Source organism: Beijerinckia mobilis (genome assembly GCF_000745425.1).
Classification (GTDB): Bacteria; Pseudomonadota; Alphaproteobacteria; order Rhizobiales; family Beijerinckiaceae; genus Beijerinckia; species Beijerinckia mobilis.
This window is the reverse complement of sequence record NZ_JQJH01000012.1, coordinates 103,949-122,121: the sequence shown is the minus strand read 5'-3', so window position 1 is coordinate 122,121 and position 18,173 is coordinate 103,949. Positions and strand designations below refer to the sequence as shown.

Here is an 18,173-nt window from a genome sequence, read left to right as displayed (position 1 = left end):
AGTGTTTACAAAACCGCATCGATCTCCTGATCGATGCGGTTTTTGCTTTCAGAAGAATTTGTCCATAATGTCCGTGCTCGAGCGATGGCCGATTGCATCGAAATGCGCCGTCAGAAAGGCTTCGGCCTTGGCGACGCCGAGTTCATGCAAATAGCGCAGGAAGCCTCTGTCGGCATTGAGCTTGGATGAGGCATTGAGAGCGGCGAGTTCGTTTTCGGCATCGATCGTGTGGATGTTTAGCCGCAGGAAATGTTCTGACGGCAACTGGCCCTTGTCGATCAGATCGGTGATGAATTTGATCATCCGCATCTCCCGCATGAGGGAGGAGTTGAAGGCGAGCGTATTGACGCGATCGATGATGCCGCGCACATCCCGTGGCACCGCCGGTATGTTGATCGGATTGAGCTGGACGATCACAATGTCCGGTCCACCGCCCATATAGATCAGGGGAAAGATCGGCGGGTTGCCGCAATAGCCGCCATCCCAATAATGTTCCCCCTCGATCTCGACTGCATGGAAGATCATCGGGAGACAGGCGGAGGCCATGATGGTGTCGACGCTGATCTCGTCGCGTTCGAAGACACGTAAACGGCCGGTGAGAACATTTGTGGCGCTAATGAACAGCGCGGGTTCCTTGCCCTTCCGCAATTGTGGGAAATCGATGATGTCCTCCAGCAATTGCTTCAGCGGATTGATGTTTGCCGGGTTCAAATCGTATGGTGAGAAGACTTTGTTCAACACATCGGCGATCAGCCATGATGGTGAAAAATCCATGTTGCCGTGACCGAGTAGCCGGTCGAACGGGCTCGGCTGCAAGGGCGAGGCTTCGGCAAGATCGGATACGCCATGCCAGAACGTATGCAGCTGTTTGCGTGCCGTCGCGGGACCTCCGCATGCCAGGCCATTGACGAGTACGGCGGCATTCATTGCACCGGCGCTCGTCCCGACGACAGCCTCGATTTCAAGCCGAGGGTCTTCGAGCAGCCGGTCCAGAACCCCCCAGGTGAAGGCGCCATGCGAACCGCCCCCCTGCAACGCGATCTTGATTCGTTTGCGGCCGTTGTCTTCCATTACGATTTCCCGTTGACCACCAGTGGAGGAAAACCTATCGCCTCGCCCATGTAGAAGTCTGATTTCACCGGCTTCCGTGCATCGGAATCCGGCCTCATTTGACATTCAGGCGAACGAGGGGTGTCCAGTCAGGCGGGGCCGCGCTTTCAAGAGCTGCCAGGCGTTCGGCATAGACTGCGGCGACGGGAAAGGTGCATGACGTCTGGACTGCCGCCAGTGCCTCCCGTGCCGCATCGAACCGCCCCTCGCGATAGGCCTCGACACAGGCTTCCCAGCTTTTCAATGTCGCTATATCGGCCTCCCGCGCACGCAATTGCGGAGGCGCCTCGTGATCACGCAAGCCGACCAGTTCGTGGACCGGCAGAGGTGCTTCCGCTCCCTTGACGATGACAATATCGACCGAGCGAAACACGAACCCGGGGCCGGCTTCCGCGCGTGTCGCCTCGCTGACGAGAATCTGTGTGCCATAGAGCTTGTTCAAACCTTCCAGCCGGTTGGCGAGATTCACCATGCCGCCCATAGCGGTATAAGTCATGCGGTCGCTGGAGCCGACATTACCGACGACTGCGACGCCCGTATGAACCCCGAAGCGGGTTGGGAGCGCCGGCCAGCCGCGTGCGATGAATTCCTTCGCCAGCCGCACAGTTACCGCGCGGGCGCGCAAAGCCGCCGCGCAGGCGTTGCTCGCATGGTGCGGATCGCGGCTCGGCGCATTCCAGAAGGCCATGACCGCATCACCGATATATTTATCGATGGTCCCGCCGCAGGCGAGAAGTTCGCGTGTGACCGCGTCGAAATAGACCGAAGTAATGTTCGTCAATTCCATCGGATCGAGTTTTTCCGCGACTGTGGTGAATCCCTGTATGTCGCTGAACATGACGCTGAGTGTCACACGCTCGCCGCCGAGACGCGGCTCGGTCCCAGCGAGAAGGAATTGGCGCACGAGATCGCGCGGCAGATAGGCCGCGAAACTGCTCAGTGTCCGCTTCATCGCCGCCATCGCCTCGGTGAGACGCTCCACTTCGGTAATGCGGCTGCGCAGGAGCAGGGGAACCGAGAGCTCGAAACGACGGATCGCCTGAGCCTCTCGTGTCAGGACGCCGAGCGGGCGGGCGATGCGCCAGGACAAGAGACTGATCACCCCCAGACCAACCATAAAGGCGCCGATTGCGTAAAGTGTCCCTTTGTGGACCGATTCATCGACGGCGGCGGTAAAGTCGCTGCGAGGGGCTACAACCGCGACAAGAACCGGTGGATTTGCCAGGCTTTCGATCGATTCCAGCCGCGCCAGCATCTCGGTCTCGCCGACGGTGAATTGCGCGTCATGTCCGGGGACAAGCTGGCCGGTCGCATAGGCATCCCAGGTGGCGCCGAGCAGCGCATCGCCCGTCGCCTGCAATGTGGTCCATTTGACATGCCCGTCGTCAGCTGTGTCCACAGCGAGGCTGTCATCCGGATAGGCGAGCAGGATGCCGAGATCGCTGAAAAGAAAGGCGAGCGTGTTCGGCGTGACTTGCTGCGCCCGCAGGAAGGTGCCGAGACTGGAGAGTGTGACATCGACGGAAACGACTCCGCCACCAGCGAGCTGGCTGCTGATGCTCAATCCTACGCGCTGGGAGAGCCCGAGCCGATAGGGGGTCGAAACGTAAACGCCGGGGTTGCGCGCCTGCAGATACCATTGTGTACGGCGTGGATCATCGATGGCCCCGAAAGTGATGCTGTGCAGCACGCTATGATCTGCGGCGAGGAAGATCCATTGCTTCAACGGCGCGCCGGGTCGGCTGAAGGCCAGGACATAGGCCGCATGGGCTGGAGTCTCAGGCATATTTGCCGGAGGAACAATTGCAACCGGCGCCGCTTGCAGCAGGGAACCGTCGGGCCACGCAACGGATATCGTCCGAATCTCCGGCGCCGCCGCCAGAACGGCGAGCAATTGTTCTCCCGCATGGGCATCGAAGGGTGCCTCGACGGTGATGCCCGTATCGGCGAGGAAGCGCACGAGCGCGAGCGCCGGCCGTACCAGCGCATTGGTCCGCGCGGCGACTGTGGCGACGACCTCACCGAGATTGACGTTGGCCGTCGCTACGGCAGCGCGTTCGCCGGCGCTGCGGAAACCCAGGACGGCCAAACCGAGACCGAAGGCAAACACCAGGGTGAACGCAATCAGGATGGTGATCGTAAAGCTGAGCTGCGCCCGAACCCTCATCGTGAACCTATTGCTGCCAATGCCGCGAGGTAGTCTGCCCGCGCCTCGGTGAACGGGCGTGCATCGAGGCAAGCGGCTCCCTGCTGCGGATCGCCGTCACCGAATATTGCCAGAGTGGCGATCTGATCGGCGACCGCTGCATCAAGGCCCAATTGCCGTCCGGCAGGCGACGCCGGCTGGCGTGATCTTAACAATTGCAACCGCCCGGCAAAACTGTCGAGAGGCGGCTCGGGATCATAGGCGACGGCATGCGTCTCCCGGGCGAGGGATTGGCCGAGCCGCCAGCCGAGCACAGGCGTAAGGCTGCCGAAAAGATCCGCTTCCTGGCCGAGCCGGCAAATCAGGTCATCGCCAGCCCGCTCCTCGCTGCAGCGCAGTGGGTCGGTCGCCATAATCACGCGGCGGATCGTCGCCTGTGTACTTTCATCAAGGCCCGCGCGTGCGGCGAGTTCGACGGTGAGCGTTGCTGAATGCGCCTCCAGGACACCGGCGGCGGGGTTGGAACCATCATGGCGCAAGTCATGCCCGGCCATCGCCAGAACACCCGCCATGGCGGTGGCGGCATCGAGAAGGCCGAGGCGACGTGCCACCGCACAAAGCCACCCCATCGCCACCGTTGCTTCGGCCTGGTGATATTGATTGTGATAGGCTGGCTCGTTGGCGTTGGCGCGGGAATGGGCATAAGCTGTCACCGCCTCGGCGATCGCCTGTCCCGCCGCGACAATGTCTGGTGGTGGCTCCTCGCCGTATAAGATTGTTTTGAGTGCTTCCGAAACCGCGCCGGACATATCGGGCGGATGTGAGCGGCGCTCGGCCAATGTCTCTTCCGCGCGTTTGAACAGCGCACGCGGTGAACCGGCGCAACCGGCCATATCATCAAAAGGCGGAGGCAGAGCTTCGTTCATCGCTATCCCACGCTCCCCTGAAGGATCCTGTCCGTGCGCGTCCATTTCAGAGAGTTTGGCAAGAGTTCGGTTTGGTTCCAATCGGTGAGAATGGGCGAACCTCCGAGATCGGAAAGGAAACGCCTCGCAAGAATAATGACCTCGAAGAACTTGTCGTTGTCGTAGCGTGCTAGAGCATGTTGGGATGTCTCCGAACTGCTCCACTTGAAAATGCTCTAAGCACACCAATAGAATGTATTTTGCATACAAATAGTAGTATCACATCTTCATCGCGGCCTGGGTGAATGCCCGGTGATGCAGTTAGGGCTGAAGTCCTGGCGTCGTTAGCGAAATTTTTGTGGTTCAAGTTTGTCGTGGATGTCCAGGAAAGTAGTTCGCAAGAATGTAACAAGCATATGACAGGGCGACGGTGTGACGTCGGGCGGAGCTGCTGGTCTCCTATCGACAATGCTGCTGATTGGAAGACGAGGACATCGGTCCAGTACGGTGCAATCGCGGCCAGCGCCACCGATTAGTTCTTGATCGGGCGGTCCATCGCGGCAAGGGCCGCGTCGCGCACCGTCCGGGGCAGCGGAACATAATGCAGGTTCGCCGCGATTTCCGCGCCGTTATTATAGGCCCAATTGAAGAATTTCACGACATTGGCCTGCTGTTTCGGCTCTTGCGGGTCTCCTGGCAGAAGGATGAAGGTCGCCGAGACGATCGGCCAGCTCGCTTCTCCCGGCATATTGATGATGTTCACGGCGAAATTTTTCGCCTCAAGCCAATCCGCCTGCGCTGCGGCGGCCTCGAAGGCCGCGACCGAAGGCGCGACATAATGGCCCGATTTGTTGCGGAGTTGGATCGTCGTCAGATTGTTCGCGCTGGCATAGACGCTTTCCACATAGCCGATGCTCCCCGTGGTCTTGCGAACAACGGCGGCGACACCTTCATTGCCCCGGGCGCCCTTGCCCGCCGGCCAATGGATTGAGGTTGCAGCACCTGCCGTAGTCCTCCATTGCGGGCTGACGGCGGAGAGATAGGATGTCCAGACGAAGGTTGTTCCCGATCCCTCTGCGCGGTGAATCGGGGTGATGGCGAGATCGGGCAGTTTGAGACCGGGATTGACTTCGGCGATACGGGGATCATTCCAGCGCTTGATTGTGCCAGCGTAAATATCGGCCACCAATGTTTCCGATAGTTTTAATTCGTCAGCGGCAATCCCCGGCAGGTTGATGATGCCGACCACCGCACCCATAACGGTCGGGACTTGCAACAGATGACCTTGTTCCAGGGTTGCCGCATCCATCGGGGCATCCGAAGCGCCGAAATCGACGGTGCGATTGAGAATTTGCTCCTGGCCGCCGGCCGAGCCGATGGCGCGATAATCGAGTTCTATGCCAATCGCGCGATAGGCTGCTTCGCCCCATTGCAGATAAAGCGGTGCCGGGAATGTTGCGCCGGCGCCGGTGATGCGTTGCGCGCTGGCAACGACAGGCATCAGAAACATCAGGATGTATGCGATCAAGGCAATCGACGCCTTAATACCAGGTCCCATCGAGAATGACTCACTGAGACTTTGTACGAATGGGACCCTTATTCTTCCTGCCGAGGCGGTGTTGTCACATCCGCTGCCGATTGTCGCAACCAGGTGCAAGCTCAACATCCTTTCAGGACTCTCTCCAATTCCGCCTGCGAATAATTGAAGGCGAGATCGGGGCCAGCCGCAAGAGTTTTGGTATTTTCGATTTGAACCGGCTCTCAAAGCGGAGAAAAGGCTTTGAAAATACGGTCGGTTTTTTAAGATAGCCGTGTGGTAGCAGGATGAACGGCATGTTGGAAACAGGATAGCTTTCCTCCTTGCACCCAATGTGACGGCGATTTGTGTCGATGATTGTCTGCATTGCACTTGCGTCATTTCCCGGGCGCCATTGCGTTTCGCAGTTCCACGGAAGTGCTACATCAAACAAATCAGAATTTTTTCAAGACAATGGAATTGCGCGGCGATTCAACCGAGACCGTCGGGCACATCGAAAGAGGGGATTTGATCGCGGTCAATCGGTGTGTGCGGCTCGCCGATACGGCGGAGATGTCGAGCCGATGAACGGCACGGGTCTGCGGCCTTGGAGAGGATGTCTGGGCTCGTGAGGGAACAGGTTATTTCGGGGGAATGTCCGTTCGCGGATGCGGCTGGAGCGCACTCACGCCGTTTCCAGGAACCGCTCGGCTTCCTCGAGATTCACCGAGACGAGCTGGCTCACGCCGCGTTCCACCATCGTCACGCCGAACAGGCGGTTCATGCGCGCCATGGTGATCGGATTATGGGTGATGGTGATGAACCGCGTTTCCGTCTTGCGACTCATATGATCGAGGAGGTTGCAGAAACGCTCGACATTGGCGTCGTCGAGCGGGGCATCCACCTCGTCGAGGACGCAGATCGGCGCGGGATTGGTGAGAAAGATCGCGAAGATCAGGGAGAGTGCGGTCAGCGCCTGTTCGCCGCCGGAGAGCAGGGTCATGACCTGCGGCTTTTTGCCGGGCGGGCGAGCGAGAATTTCGAGACCGGCTTCGAGCGGGTCGGCGGCTTCGATCAATTGCAGTTCGGCCCAGCCGCCATCGAACAGGGTCGTGAACAATTCCTTGAAATGCGCCTGCACTTTGTCGAAGGCGGCTTTCAGCCTTTCCCGGCCTTCCTTGTTCAGAGTGGTGATCGCCTCGCGCAATTGCTCGATGGCGGCGATGAGATCGTTGCGCTCGCTGTCGAGGCCCTGGCGTGATTGTTCGATTTCGGCGAGTTCGATATCGGCGCGCAGATTGACGGCGCCGAGCTTGTCGCGCTCGCGTTTGGCGGCTTCCAGACGTTTTTCAACGACATTGGCGGCAGGTGGCGCCTCACCGGCTTCAAGACCGGCGCGGGCCGGGAGGGATTCGACGGGACATTCGAGATCCTGTGCGATCATATGCAGCACGGTCTCGCAGCGCGCGCGGGCGGCTTCGAGCCGCGTTTCGGCGCGGGCCTGTTCGGCGCGGGCGGCGCCGAGCGCTTCCAGAGCGGCAAGCGCCGCCTTCTCGGCTTCGGCCAGAGTTTTTTCTGCCGCGACGCGCATTTTCGTCGCCTGTTTGGCGGTGCTTTCGGCGACGCTTATCTCGGATTCGATCGCCTTGCGGCGCTGGTCGAACGTATCCGGCGCTGCCAGCAAAACTTCGAGCTCGTCGCGGGTCTCGTCGATACGGGTCTTGATCGCGGCAATCTGCCCTGCCGCGCCGCTGGCGCGTGATTGCCAGGAGATTTGCTCGTCCCGCACAGTACGTTGGCGATCACCGCGCGTCTGCCGCTCGCGCAGCAGAGCGTTGAGGGCGGTACGGCATTCGATCATCGCGGCGCGGCGGGTTGCCGCCTCCAGCCGCGCCGTCTCGACGCGGCCATGCAGATCGGCGGCGACGTCGAGCGCTGCGAATTCGCCTTCGGCGCGCTCGAGCCGGGCATTGGTCTCGGCCTGGTCGGCGGCAAGCCTGACCCGTGTTTCCTGCAGATTCTGGATGCGCGCGGTGGTCTGCGCCTCCTGCATTTCGGCGGCGGCTTGTTTTTGGCGCAAGGCGTCGCGTGCGGCGAGTACGGTCTTGAATTGGCGTCTGGCTTCCTCTTCGGTAAAAGCCGCTGCGGCGAGCACTTCCTGCGCCGCAATAAGATTTTCGCGCAGAACTTCGGCCTCCTGACGCGCTTTTTCCGCTGTTGCCGTGAGGTCGGCGAGCCGATTCTTTTCCACGAGACGGCGGGCCGCCGGGGTCGGTGCTTCTGCTGCCTGGACGAAACCATCCCAGCGCCACAGATCGCCTTCCTTCGAGACGAGCCGCTGGCCGGGTGCGAGAAGAGACCGTAAGGCCCCGCCCTCGGTCCGCACGACGACACCGATCTGATCAAGACGGCGTTTCAGGGCGACGGGAGCCTCGACATAGGTCGAAAGCGGCTTGACGCCCGGCGGCAGGGCCGGATCCCCTTTCGCCTCTGTCGTCGCCCAATGAGACGGAGCCGACACATTGGTCGAAGCTTCGAGATCGTCGCCGAGCGCCGCGCCGAGCGCCGCTTCATAACCCTTGGTGACGCTCATCGCTTCCGTCACCGGCGGCCAGAAACCGCCACCACCCGAGGCCAGGAGTTTGGTCAGCGTCGCGACCTCGGTGGCGAGAACCTGCGCCTTGCCCTCGGCCTCGGTGCAGGGTGTGCGCAGAATCCGTTCGGTTTCCCGGGCGTCGGCATGTCTTTGTTCAGCTTCCGCCTGACGCTCTTCGGCCGTGGCGAAGGCGGCTTCTGCTTCCTCCAGCGCGTCGCGCAATGCCGCGCTTTCGGCGGAGAAGGCGTTTTCGCCTCCGAGTTCTTCCCATTCCCTTGTGATTTTGTCGATTTCAGCCGTCAGCCGGGCGAGCCGCCGCCCTTCCTCGCGCACGGCGGCTTCCAATGTCGTGCGCTTGGCCTCCATTCCGGCGCGCAGATCCTGCACTTCGCTCAAGGCCGCTTCCGCCTGGGCGAGGGTGGCTTCCGCCTCGATCAGGCGATCGCGCGTCTCGCGCTCTTCTGCGGCGCCGTCGCCAAGCATGGCGAGACGCCGCGCTTCTTCGTCGAGCCGGGCGAGCTGGGCGGCGGCATCCTCCACCAGAGCCGTTTCACGCCCCAGATCGGCCTGCATTTCGCCGATCCGCCGTTCGAGTTCCGCGCGGCGCTGTTTGGCGCGGCGTTCCTCGCTTTCAATCGCATTGCGGCGGCCGAGCGCTTCCTGCAGCGCTGCTGCGGCAGCGGCTTCGGTTTCGCGTAGAGGCGGCAGGGCGTGGGCGGCTAGGCCCTGCTGGCGCGCTGCCTCACCTTGCGTTCCGACGTGGTCGGCGAGGGCGAAACGCGCCTTCTCAAATCCTTCCTCGGAGGTGACAAGGGCCTGGGTGGCCTGCTGATAGGCGATGAAGGCGAGCAAAGCCTCGTCACGCTCGATCTCGCCGGCGAGCGCGCGGTAGCGGATCGCCTGTTTGGCCTGACGTCGCAGGCCTTCCATCTGCGATTCCACCTGTTTGACGACATCTTCGAGGCGGCTCAGATTTTCTTCCGCCGCCTTGAGTTTGGCTTCCGCCTCCTGCCGCCGCGAATGCAGCCCGGCAATGCCGGCGGCTTCCTCCAGAATACGGCGTCGTGCCTGCGGCTTGGCGGAGATCAATTCGCCGATCTGCCCCTGTCGGACAAGCGCCGGCGATTTGGCACCGGTCGAGGCATCGGCAAAGAGAAGCTGCACATCCTTGGCGCGGACTTCGCGGCCATTGATCCGATAGGTCGAGCCCTCCGCCCGCTCGATCTGGCGGGTAACCTCGATGATAGGGCTGTCCTGAAACCCTGCTGGTGCGCTGTTGTCGCTGTTGTCCAGCACCAGCGCGACCTCGGCTATATCGAGGGCGCGGCGCTCGCCGCTGCCTGAAAAAATCACATCATCCATGCCGGAGGCGCGCATGGCCTTGAACGAATTTTCGCCCATGACCCAGCGCATCGCTTCGACGAGATTGGATTTGCCGCAGCCATTCGGCCCGACGATGCCGGTGAGCCCCGGCTCGATCAGAAATTCGGTGGCATCGACGAAGGTCTTGAAGCCGGAAATCTGCAGCTTGGTGAATTTCATCGGAGCGCGCGCCAGCCTTTGGGTTCCGGCCCGTGAAGGGGCCGGAACGGAAAGAGGGAAGGATGGAACAAGGCCGGCGCCACTTTATCAGCCTTTCAGCAGCGGCTGCAGCAAAGCATCGAGCGCCTGCGGAGAAAGCTCGCCGTTCTGTTTGCGGCCGTTGATGAAGAATGTCGGCGTGGCATTGACGTCGAATTGCTTCGCGGCCTGGTTACGCACCTTGTTGACGTTCTCAAACAGGTCCTTGTCCTTGAGGCAGGCCTCGAAACCGTCCTTGCTCATACCCGTCTGTTTGAGAAGATTGGCAAGTTCCTCGATCGGCTTGTCGACGAAGGCCCAGTTCTTCTGTTGCGCGAAGAGAAGATCGACCATGGCCTCGCGCTTGTCGGGTCCGGCGCAGCGGGCAAGCATGAAAGCCGCGGTGGCGAGCGGATCGAGCGGGAATTCACGCAGGATGAAGCGGACCTTGCCTGTGTCGATATATTTGCTCTTGAGCTCCGGGAAAGTCGTTGCATGGAAAGCAGCGCAATGGGTGCAGGTCATCGACGCATATTCGACGATGGTGATCGGCGCATTTTCCGAACCGAGCGCAATGTCCGGCAGGGCCTGGGCCGCCATCAGCTGATTGACGGGCACTGTCGCATTCTGCGCGCGCGCCATATCCGGAACGAAGAGGCAGGAAGCCACGGTCAGGGTGAAGCTCAGGGCGGCTCCCAAAGCAGCGCCGAGCAGGGCTCTCCGAGGGTGAGGAAGGAAACCGGCGCGCTTCGAGAAAAGGATCGGTATCATGCAGAAATCCGTTGCGACAGAAAGCGTGGACGATGCTGAAACGGGACGCAGCCATTTCAAAAGGCGAAGGATCGGAACTTCCGGACGGCGAAAATCCTCAACGGAAGAGCACCGGCCGGACGTGGCGATGACGGGCGAATCACTCCCAATCACCTCCCTCTTTTCCATGTTCTTCCCGCTGGAGATGATGATGGTGTCATGCTCCAACCAGCCTGAACAAGGCTGAAATCTCCCGAAATTGCGCCAACCCCCGTTAGAGCATTTCGGATATATCCAGAAATGCTCCACCAAAAACCAGAGTATTTTCAGGGCACTGAAATCACGAAGCGATACAACTTTATCGGAAAATATTCTGGGGCCATTGCTTTGCCTAAAATAAAAGCATGGTATGCGCAATGAAACACTTAGAGCACTTTCGGTTCGGATTGAAACAATACGCGATTCAACATCGTTGAAAATGCTCTAACTTTTCCAAGTGGGGCCGTTCGCAAACATTCGAACACGCTTTAGTTTCTGTGGTCATCGTCGCGGGCGATGATCGCGACGAAGGATGAAGACTTTATTAACCTTGTTTGTTCAGCCCATTTTGTCCCGCTGCAGAATGCGCGCGCCGAGACGGAGAAGCGCCTGGCGCAGAGGATCGTCGGCGATCGTCTCGACCCAGACTTCCGCCTGGCCCATGGTTTCCCGGTCTGGAGCCCGTGGCCGTGCAGGGCGGGCGGGGCTGCGCGTGACCGGGCCCTGCTGCAGAACGAGACGGCCGATGCAATTCCAGCCGAGATGGGCGTTGATCCGCTCGATCAGCACGCCGCTTTCATGCTGGAGATCAAGCGCGAAGGCGGGATCGACGCGCAGCACAAGCGTTGCCTTCGATGTCGACAGAGTGGATGCGGAGGCAGCCACGCTCCGGCCGCTGGCAATGCTGAAATCCGTATCATAGCCCCGGTCCCTGCGTGCCGGCCAGTTGAGCTTGACCGGCTGAGCCATCGCGGCCAGCCGTTCTCCGACGATATCGTCCCAATAAAGAAGCAAATCGACATCGCTGAAACCCTGGCGTGCGGTTGCCGGCCGGATAGAGGCACCGACGAGATCGGCGAGCGGCTGCTGGCGGGGAATGAATTTGCGCATGCTGCGGATCCGGCAAAAGACCTTGGGTGTTGAAGCGGTTGCGTCGTGTGTCTTTATAGAGCAAATCTTGCGGAGGGGAGAGCCAAGGCAACAGCAAGGACGCGAGAGCCAGGGAGCAAGAGGCGGAAACGAGGGAATGAAAAAACCGTTGCCCGCATCGCGGCGATCCCGGGCCGCCGTTTCCACTGCTACGGTCTCGCCGCGGGTGACAGTTGATAACAGCGTACCGGAAGCGCTGCTCACTTGGTATGATCGGCACCGGCGGGATTTACCCTGGCGCGCGAGGCCCGGGGAAAAAGCCGATCCCTATGCGGTCTGGCTTTCCGAAATCATGCTGCAGCAGACCACCGTCGCGGCGGTCAAATCCTATTATGCGGCCTTTCTCGCGAAATGGCCAAGCGTGGGGGCGTTGGCGGCCGCGCCGCTCGACGATGTTTTGCGGCAATGGGCGGGGCTTGGCTATTATTCACGCGCCCGCAACCTGCATGCCTGCGCCAGGGAGGTTGTCCGGGATCACGGCGGTCGTTTTCCCGCCGAGGAAGAAAGCTTGCGTTCATTGCCGGGGATAGGAATTTATACGGCGGCGGCCATCGCTGCCATAGCCTTTGACCGGCGCGCTGTGGTGGTCGACGGCAACGTCGAACGGGTGGTGAGCCGTCTCGAGGCGATCGAGAAGCCCTTGCCGGAGGCACGCCCCGACATTCGCGCGGGCGCCGATCGCGTGACACCGACGCAGCGTGCCGGTGATTTCGCGCAGGCCATGATGGATCTGGGCGCCATGGTCTGTACGCCGCGCCAGCCTGATTGTCTTTTGTGCCCGCTCGCCTTTGCCTGCACTGCGCGGGCTATGGGGCGGCCAGAGACCTTTCCGGTCAAGCCCATCAAGAAACAGAAGCCGGTTCGCCGTGGCGTGGCCTTTTACCTGCGCCGGGCGGATGGCGCGGTGCTTTTGCGGCGCCGCCCGGAGAAGGGCCTGCTCGGCGGCATGATGGAAATCCCTGGCAGTGACTGGCTGGAGAATGGGCTGGCGGAGCCAATGCGTTTCGCTCCGCTTTCAGCGGCATGGCGGTGCCTTACGACAGAGGTTACTCATGTCTTCACGCATTTCGCTTTGCGGCTTACTGTGTATGTGGCGGAAGCAGAGGCCAAGACCCGCGCCCCTGATGGATGTGTATTCGTCGCTGAGCGTGACCTCGGCGCGGAAGCGCTTCCGAGCCTGATGCGCAAGGCGGTTGCATCGGGCCGGGCGGCGCTTGAAAAGACTATGGATGATGCGGGCAAAGGAATTGTGAATGAGCAAGAAGAGAAGCCCAGCCATCGAGGTCGAATTGACGGAAGGCGCCGTCAGAATCCTCAAGGGTGACCGCATTTTGACTCTCGGGCGCGCGGACTGCCCGCCGGAAGAGGAGGATCCGGCCGATTTCATCATCTATCTTGATGATATCGTGCATTGGGACGCCCCGCATGAAGAGGTCGAGATCGATATCGACGAAGTCCAGGCAATCGTTCAGGCGATCGAACGCGCCTTCGATGAACACGGGCTGCGTGTCGATTTTGAATGACGGGTCGTACAAATGACGGGGGTACATAAGCCACCGGCCCATGCCTGAAATATCGTGGCGCCTGCAATGGGCAGCCGGGGCTGGTTTTGGCTCTCCGTGCGCAGAAACGTCATTTCCCTGGCAAGGTGAGGGTGCCGAGCAAGGCGACGAGTTCGGCCTGGCGCGATAGACCGGTTTTTGCGAATACGGATTTCAATTGTATGCGCAAGGTTCCTGTTCCCACGCCGAATTGCGATGCCAGCTCGGCGAGTGTGAATCCCTCGCCAAGGCCCCGCGCGAGACGTGCCTCGGCGGGTGTGAGATCGAAGAGGCCCTGTATCAGCATCGCCGGTGGCGCTTTTTTGTCGGCGATTTGTGTCGCGACCAACAGGCAGCACGCATCGGAAAAGATATCATTGGCTGTACGCCGAACCGGCACGACATGCAGGACAGTGGCAGGCTTTTCATCCCGTTTGGGAATAGCAATGGAAAGCGTTTCAGCGGTTTGTCCAACGATGCCAATATGCGTGAGCGCCGACGCGAGCAATTTGTCTGCGCCGTCGTGGACGAGCCGCACGCGTTCGCGCCGATCCTCTATTTGCGAAGGGATCAGCTGATTGAACAAGTCATTGCTGGCAATGAGCCGTCTGGAGTGACCAACGACCGCAGCGGCAAGGCCGATCGCATTCATGGCCTCCGTGGCTGCCCGTGCCCGCTCCAGGCCAAGGCGTGACGCCAACAAGGCAGCCCGGGCAAAATGCGATCGGAATTGATCGACATGGAGAATTGTATTCCGCTCGAACGGTCCCAGCCGATGTTGACGCTCGAAGCTGACGGCGAGTGTGTCGCCGCTTGGAACCGCGAAGGTGTAGCCGACACACCAGCCGCCGCCGTAGGAATGCAGAAAATCATACATCGGATCCTTCGCCATTTCATGCGGTTCGAAAAGCTCGTGATCGGCGACGGTGCATCCGAGCAGGCGCCGTTCGAGAACGCGCGTGATGCGGCTATTGTGTTCGAGGAAACCGAGGTCGATGAATTCCTGAAACTTTTGCGCCAAATTCGGTGATGAAATCCATTCCGAGCGATAGGCATTGGCGACAAAAAGAAAACCGGCCATGCCGCCTATGTGATCGGCAAAATCCGTGAGGAGCCCGGACCATTGATCCGGAACAAACGCGGCCTCGTAAATGCGGTCGAGTATCTCGCTATACTGTAGCTTTGGCATGCTGAGTTCGATCAGCCCAAATCTTCAAAACGATGCGAGTAAGTCTATCTCAAATGTGAAAGGGAGGAAATACATTCATGTGTCTGGCCTATTCCTTTCAAATTCTGTCAGGGTCAGGCGCCAGCATTGAGGAATGAGACGAAGCATGGTCCGCTTACCCGAAATGTTTCGGGACCGCAGTCATGACATCAATAAATAGCAATTGAATGAAGGGTTTGAAGACATCTGACGCGAACCACAGGCTTCTTCACCAAAGGGTGTCGATCACCGACCGGCTGCTGCCACGACGCCGAAGGATATCAGACCAAAGGTATACGCCTGTGAAGCACGACGTAAGCCTCAGCGACGACAAACTTGCGGGCAGGGATGTGCACAAAACACAGGAGTTTCGATCATTCTGCCGAAAGACAGAAAGAAGCGATAAAGGATCTTATTGATCACCGATTGTCGGGATCAATGAGATCTGACGGAAAGCCGCTGCTTCGCATTTGCCATAACCAAATTACAAGGAGTCGCGCTTCCCACCACTTTCCCGCAATTGATTCCGCAAACGGTCAATGGGATGCTTCTGTCCGTCCCGGCAATAATGCCAGAAAGTCCAGCCGTTGCAGGCGGGCAGCCCCTGGACCAGAGCGCCGATCTTGTGGATCGAGCCGACGATGGGGCCGACTGCCAGCGTACCGTCTGCGCGCACCACGGCTTCGTGGCGGCCTTTCTCATCGCTCAGGGTTTCACCGGCGGCGAGCAGCCCGGCCTCGATCAGGCTGAGGAAGGGAATGCGTGGCTCGGCTCGCTTGTTAGGAAAAGACTTGATCGCATGCGTCGGCAGCGTCTCGATCGCCGCGATCCGTGCCTTGGCTGCTGCCGCATAGCCGGCTTCCCGCTCGATGCCGATAAAGGACCGCCCGAGCTTTTTGGCCACTGCTCCCGTCGTTCCCGTTCCAAAGAAAGGATCGAGCACGACATCGCCGGGATTGGATGCGGCAAGAAGAATGCGGCCGAGCAGGTTTTCCGGTTTCTGCGTCGGATGCGTCTTACGTCCGGCTTCATTCTTGAGGCGTTCGCCACCCGAGCAGATTGGCAAAAGCCAGTCGGACCGAACCTGGTGATCCTCGTTGCCGGCCTTGAGCGCGTCGTAATGGAAGGTGTAATTCTTCGCATCCGCGCTTTTTGCGGCCCAGATCATGGTTTCATGCGCATTGGTAAACCGGCGGCCGCGGAAGTTCGGCATCGGATTGGCCTTGCGCCAGATGATGTCGTTCAGGATCCAGAAACCTTGATCCTGCAAAACCGTACCAACACGGAAAATATTGTGATAGGAGCCGATGACGAAAAGCGTCGCCTGCGGCTTCATCACCCGCCGCACGGCCGCGAGCCAGGCATGGGTGAAGCGATCGTAATCGGCGAAACTGTCGAACTTGTCCCAGTCGTCATCGACAGCATCGACACGGCTCTGATCCGGCCGAAGGATCTTGCCTTCGAGCTGCAGATTGTAGGGCGGATCGGCAAAGACCAGATCGACGCTCTCGGCCGGTAACCGGTTGAGTTTTTCAATGCAATCCCCGACCAGAATCTGGTCGAGAGGAAGCGTGTTTTCGACTGGGGAGAGGCAGGTGAGGCTAGCCGCCGAAATCCCGGTACGCAATACCTCGATCCGGGATTTCGAGCGAGCCACACCAGCACGTTCTATGGACATGAAGACAAACCATCAACGCAACTGACACCCACACTTTTCCCGTCTTCTGGTAAAGGCCACGTTTAACGCCTTCCGTAAAAAGCGTCTCTTTTTTGAACGATGTTATAAACAAAGGGTAAATTTGCCTGCCGGGCATATTGGCCCGTTACCGTCCGGCACCGGCGGCATGGCTTCACATGTGGCTATAAGCGAGGCCGCGCAAAGGACCCCCCATGTAAGAGCATAATGTAAGAGTACATGGACGCGGCGCTGGCGAGTGGTGTAAGAGGATCGGCTTAAAGCTTTTTCGTCGGTTCAAATGCCGGTGGAGCTTTGTGCCCTGGCTCTCACCGGCCAAGCGGCAACTTTTTCAATCCATCGAAACACGCATCGGTCCGCACGGCGGGGATGCGATAGGGAGTTCTGCAATCATGGCCTTGGAAAATTGGTCACCTGCGAGTTGGAGAGGGAAACCGATCATGCAGGTGCCCGAATTTACCGACAAAGCGAAACTCGCCGAAGTCGAGGGCCAGCTCGCCGGATTTCCGCCGCTCGTTTTTGCAGGCGAGGCGCGCAAGCTGAAAAATCTGCTTGGGAAAGTCGCCGATGGCGAGGCTTTTCTTCTGCAGGGTGGCGATTGCGCCGAAAGCTTCGCCGAGCACCATGCCGACAATATCCGTGATTTCTTCCGCGTCTTCCTGCAGATGGCGGTGGTCGCCACTTTCGCCGCCGCGCTTCCGGTAGTGAAGGTTGGGCGGATCGCCGGGCAATTTGCCAAGCCACGTTCCGCCCCGAGCGAGAAAGTTGGCGATGTCGAGCTGCCGAGCTATCGCGGCGATATTGTGAATGACATCGCCTTCACCGATGCCGCCCGCGAGCCAGACCCTGTGCGGCAACTCATGGCCTATCGGCAATCGGCGGCGACGCTGAACCTTCTGCGCGCCTTCGCGATGGGCGGCTATGCCAATCTCGAAAATGCGCATCGCTGGATGCTCGGTTTCGTCATGGATAGTCCGCAATCGGCGCGGTATCAGGAACTAGCCGACCGCATCACTGAAACGCTCGGCTTCATGCGCGCGATCGGGCTCGATCCGGAAGCCCATCATGAATTGCGGCAGACGGAATTCTTCACCTCGCACGAAGCCCTGCTGCTCGGCTATGAGGAAGCCCTGACGCGGATCGATTCAACCAGCGGCGATTATTACGCGACCTCTGGCCATATGCTGTGGATCGGCGATCGCACACGTGATCCGGGCCATGCCCATGTGGAATTTGCACGGGGCATCAAAAATCCCATCGGGCTCAAATGCGGCCCGTCGCTGAAGCCCGACGACCTTCTGAGGCTGATTGATCTCCTCAATCCAGCCAATGAACCCGGCCGTCTGACGTTGATCTGCCGTTTTGGTGCCGACAAGATCGAAAATCACCTTCCTGGTTTGATCCGCGCCGTGCAGCAGGAGGGCAGGCGGGTCGTCTGGTCCTGCGATCCCATGCATGGCAATACGATCAAGGCGGCCTCTGGCTACAAGACGCGGCCCTTCGAACGGATTATGAGCGAGATCCGTAGCTTCTTCGCCGTCCATCGGGCAGAAGGTAGCTATGCGGGCGGCGTGCATCTGGAAATGACCGGCCGCGACGTCACCGAATGCACCGGTGGCGCGCGTGCCATCACCGACGACGATCTGCGGGACCGCTACCACACCTATTGCGATCCGCGCCTCAACGCGGAGCAATCGATCGAGGTGGCTTTCCTCATCGCCGAACTTCTCAAGGCGGAACGGCTCGGACGCGGTCAACGCATCATTCACGCCGCTGAATAATATACCCGAATTCCGCGGTAGTTTCGGGTTCGGTTCTTATAAATCACTCTATTCCAATGATTTATAAGAATGTTCCGCCTTATTCCTTCGGAACAGTGGTATACCAAGTCTCTATGAGCATGACTCATCGAGACTTGGTATAAGCCGCGTGACGTCTTTATTTTGATCTTTGCGGCG

Annotated in this window: 13 protein-coding genes; 4 read left to right on the top strand and 9 right to left on the bottom strand. The window is 59.7% G+C overall.

Annotated features, from left to right (window positions below):
* Positions 1-48: 48 nt before the first annotated feature.
* From DL88_RS11200 to DL88_RS11170, 6 genes are all read right to left on the bottom strand, one after another.
* Positions 49-1,071, bottom strand: coding sequence for a patatin-like phospholipase family protein (locus tag DL88_RS11200; protein WP_034995976.1), 1,023 nt, complete (start codon positions 1,069-1,071; stop codon positions 49-51).
* 94 nt (positions 1,072-1,165) lie between these two features.
* On the bottom strand, positions 1,166-3,277 hold the full coding sequence (locus DL88_RS11195; RefSeq protein ID WP_034995973.1) for an adenylate/guanylate cyclase domain-containing protein: 2,112 nt from the start codon (positions 3,275-3,277) through the stop codon (positions 1,166-1,168).
* Positions 3,274-4,182, bottom strand: coding sequence for an HD domain-containing protein (locus tag DL88_RS11190; protein WP_034995971.1), 909 nt, complete (start codon positions 4,180-4,182; stop codon positions 3,274-3,276). Before DL88_RS11190 ends, DL88_RS11195 begins: the two co-directional genes overlap by 4 nt.
* A gap of 511 nt (positions 4,183-4,693) precedes the next feature.
* Positions 4,694-5,719, bottom strand: a complete 1,026-nt coding sequence (gene pstS / locus DL88_RS11185) for a phosphate ABC transporter substrate-binding protein PstS (protein ID WP_245270781.1) — start codon at positions 5,717-5,719, stop codon at positions 4,694-4,696.
* 643 nt (positions 5,720-6,362) lie between these two features.
* A complete protein-coding gene (smc, locus tag DL88_RS11175; RefSeq protein ID WP_034995966.1) occupies positions 6,363-9,815 on the bottom strand; it encodes a chromosome segregation protein SMC in 3,453 nt (1,150 codons plus the stop codon).
* Positions 9,816-9,902: 87 nt separating this feature from the next.
* The gene (locus tag DL88_RS11170) at positions 9,903-10,604 is read right to left on the bottom strand and encodes a DsbA family protein (protein ID WP_034996048.1); all 702 of its coding nucleotides are present in this window, start codon (positions 10,602-10,604) and stop codon (positions 9,903-9,905) included.
* On the opposite strand from DL88_RS11170, the gene DL88_RS20325 reads away from it, so the two are divergent.
* Positions 10,603-10,830: a hypothetical protein gene (locus tag DL88_RS20325; protein ID WP_156971052.1), complete on the top strand. Its 228-nt coding sequence runs from the start codon at positions 10,603-10,605 to the stop codon at positions 10,828-10,830. The genes DL88_RS11170 and DL88_RS20325 overlap by 2 nt on opposite strands.
* A gap of 350 nt (positions 10,831-11,180) precedes the next feature.
* Here the strand turns inward: DL88_RS20325 and DL88_RS11165 are convergent, their stop codons facing one another.
* Positions 11,181-11,732, bottom strand: a complete 552-nt coding sequence (locus tag DL88_RS11165; RefSeq protein WP_051955894.1) for a DUF721 domain-containing protein — start codon at positions 11,730-11,732, stop codon at positions 11,181-11,183.
* 136 nt (positions 11,733-11,868) lie between these two features.
* On the opposite strand from DL88_RS11165, the gene mutY reads away from it, so the two are divergent.
* Positions 11,869-13,095, top strand: coding sequence for an A/G-specific adenine glycosylase (gene mutY / locus DL88_RS11160; protein WP_084705127.1), 1,227 nt, complete (start codon positions 11,869-11,871; stop codon positions 13,093-13,095).
* Entirely contained in the window at positions 13,025-13,294 is a 270-nt protein-coding gene (locus DL88_RS11155) for an Imm74 family immunity protein (protein WP_034995962.1), read from the top strand. Before mutY ends, DL88_RS11155 begins: the two co-directional genes overlap by 71 nt.
* 109 nt (positions 13,295-13,403) lie before the next feature.
* Here the strand turns inward: DL88_RS11155 and DL88_RS11150 are convergent, their stop codons facing one another.
* Together DL88_RS11150 and DL88_RS11145 are read right to left on the bottom strand one after the other, a co-directional pair.
* The gene (locus DL88_RS11150) at positions 13,404-14,501 is read right to left on the bottom strand and encodes a helix-turn-helix transcriptional regulator (protein WP_034995960.1); all 1,098 of its coding nucleotides are present in this window, start codon (positions 14,499-14,501) and stop codon (positions 13,404-13,406) included.
* A 502-nt stretch (positions 14,502-15,003) separates the two neighbouring features.
* A complete protein-coding gene (locus DL88_RS11145) occupies positions 15,004-16,197 on the bottom strand; it encodes a site-specific DNA-methyltransferase (RefSeq protein WP_245270780.1) in 1,194 nt (397 codons plus the stop codon).
* 410 nt (positions 16,198-16,607) lie between these two features.
* Here DL88_RS11145 and DL88_RS11140 point away from each other — a divergent pair, with 410 nt between their 5' ends.
* Positions 16,608-17,996, top strand: a complete 1,389-nt coding sequence (locus tag DL88_RS11140) for a class II 3-deoxy-7-phosphoheptulonate synthase (RefSeq protein ID WP_084705130.1) — start codon at positions 16,608-16,610, stop codon at positions 17,994-17,996.
* Positions 17,997-18,173 lie beyond the last annotated feature (177 nt).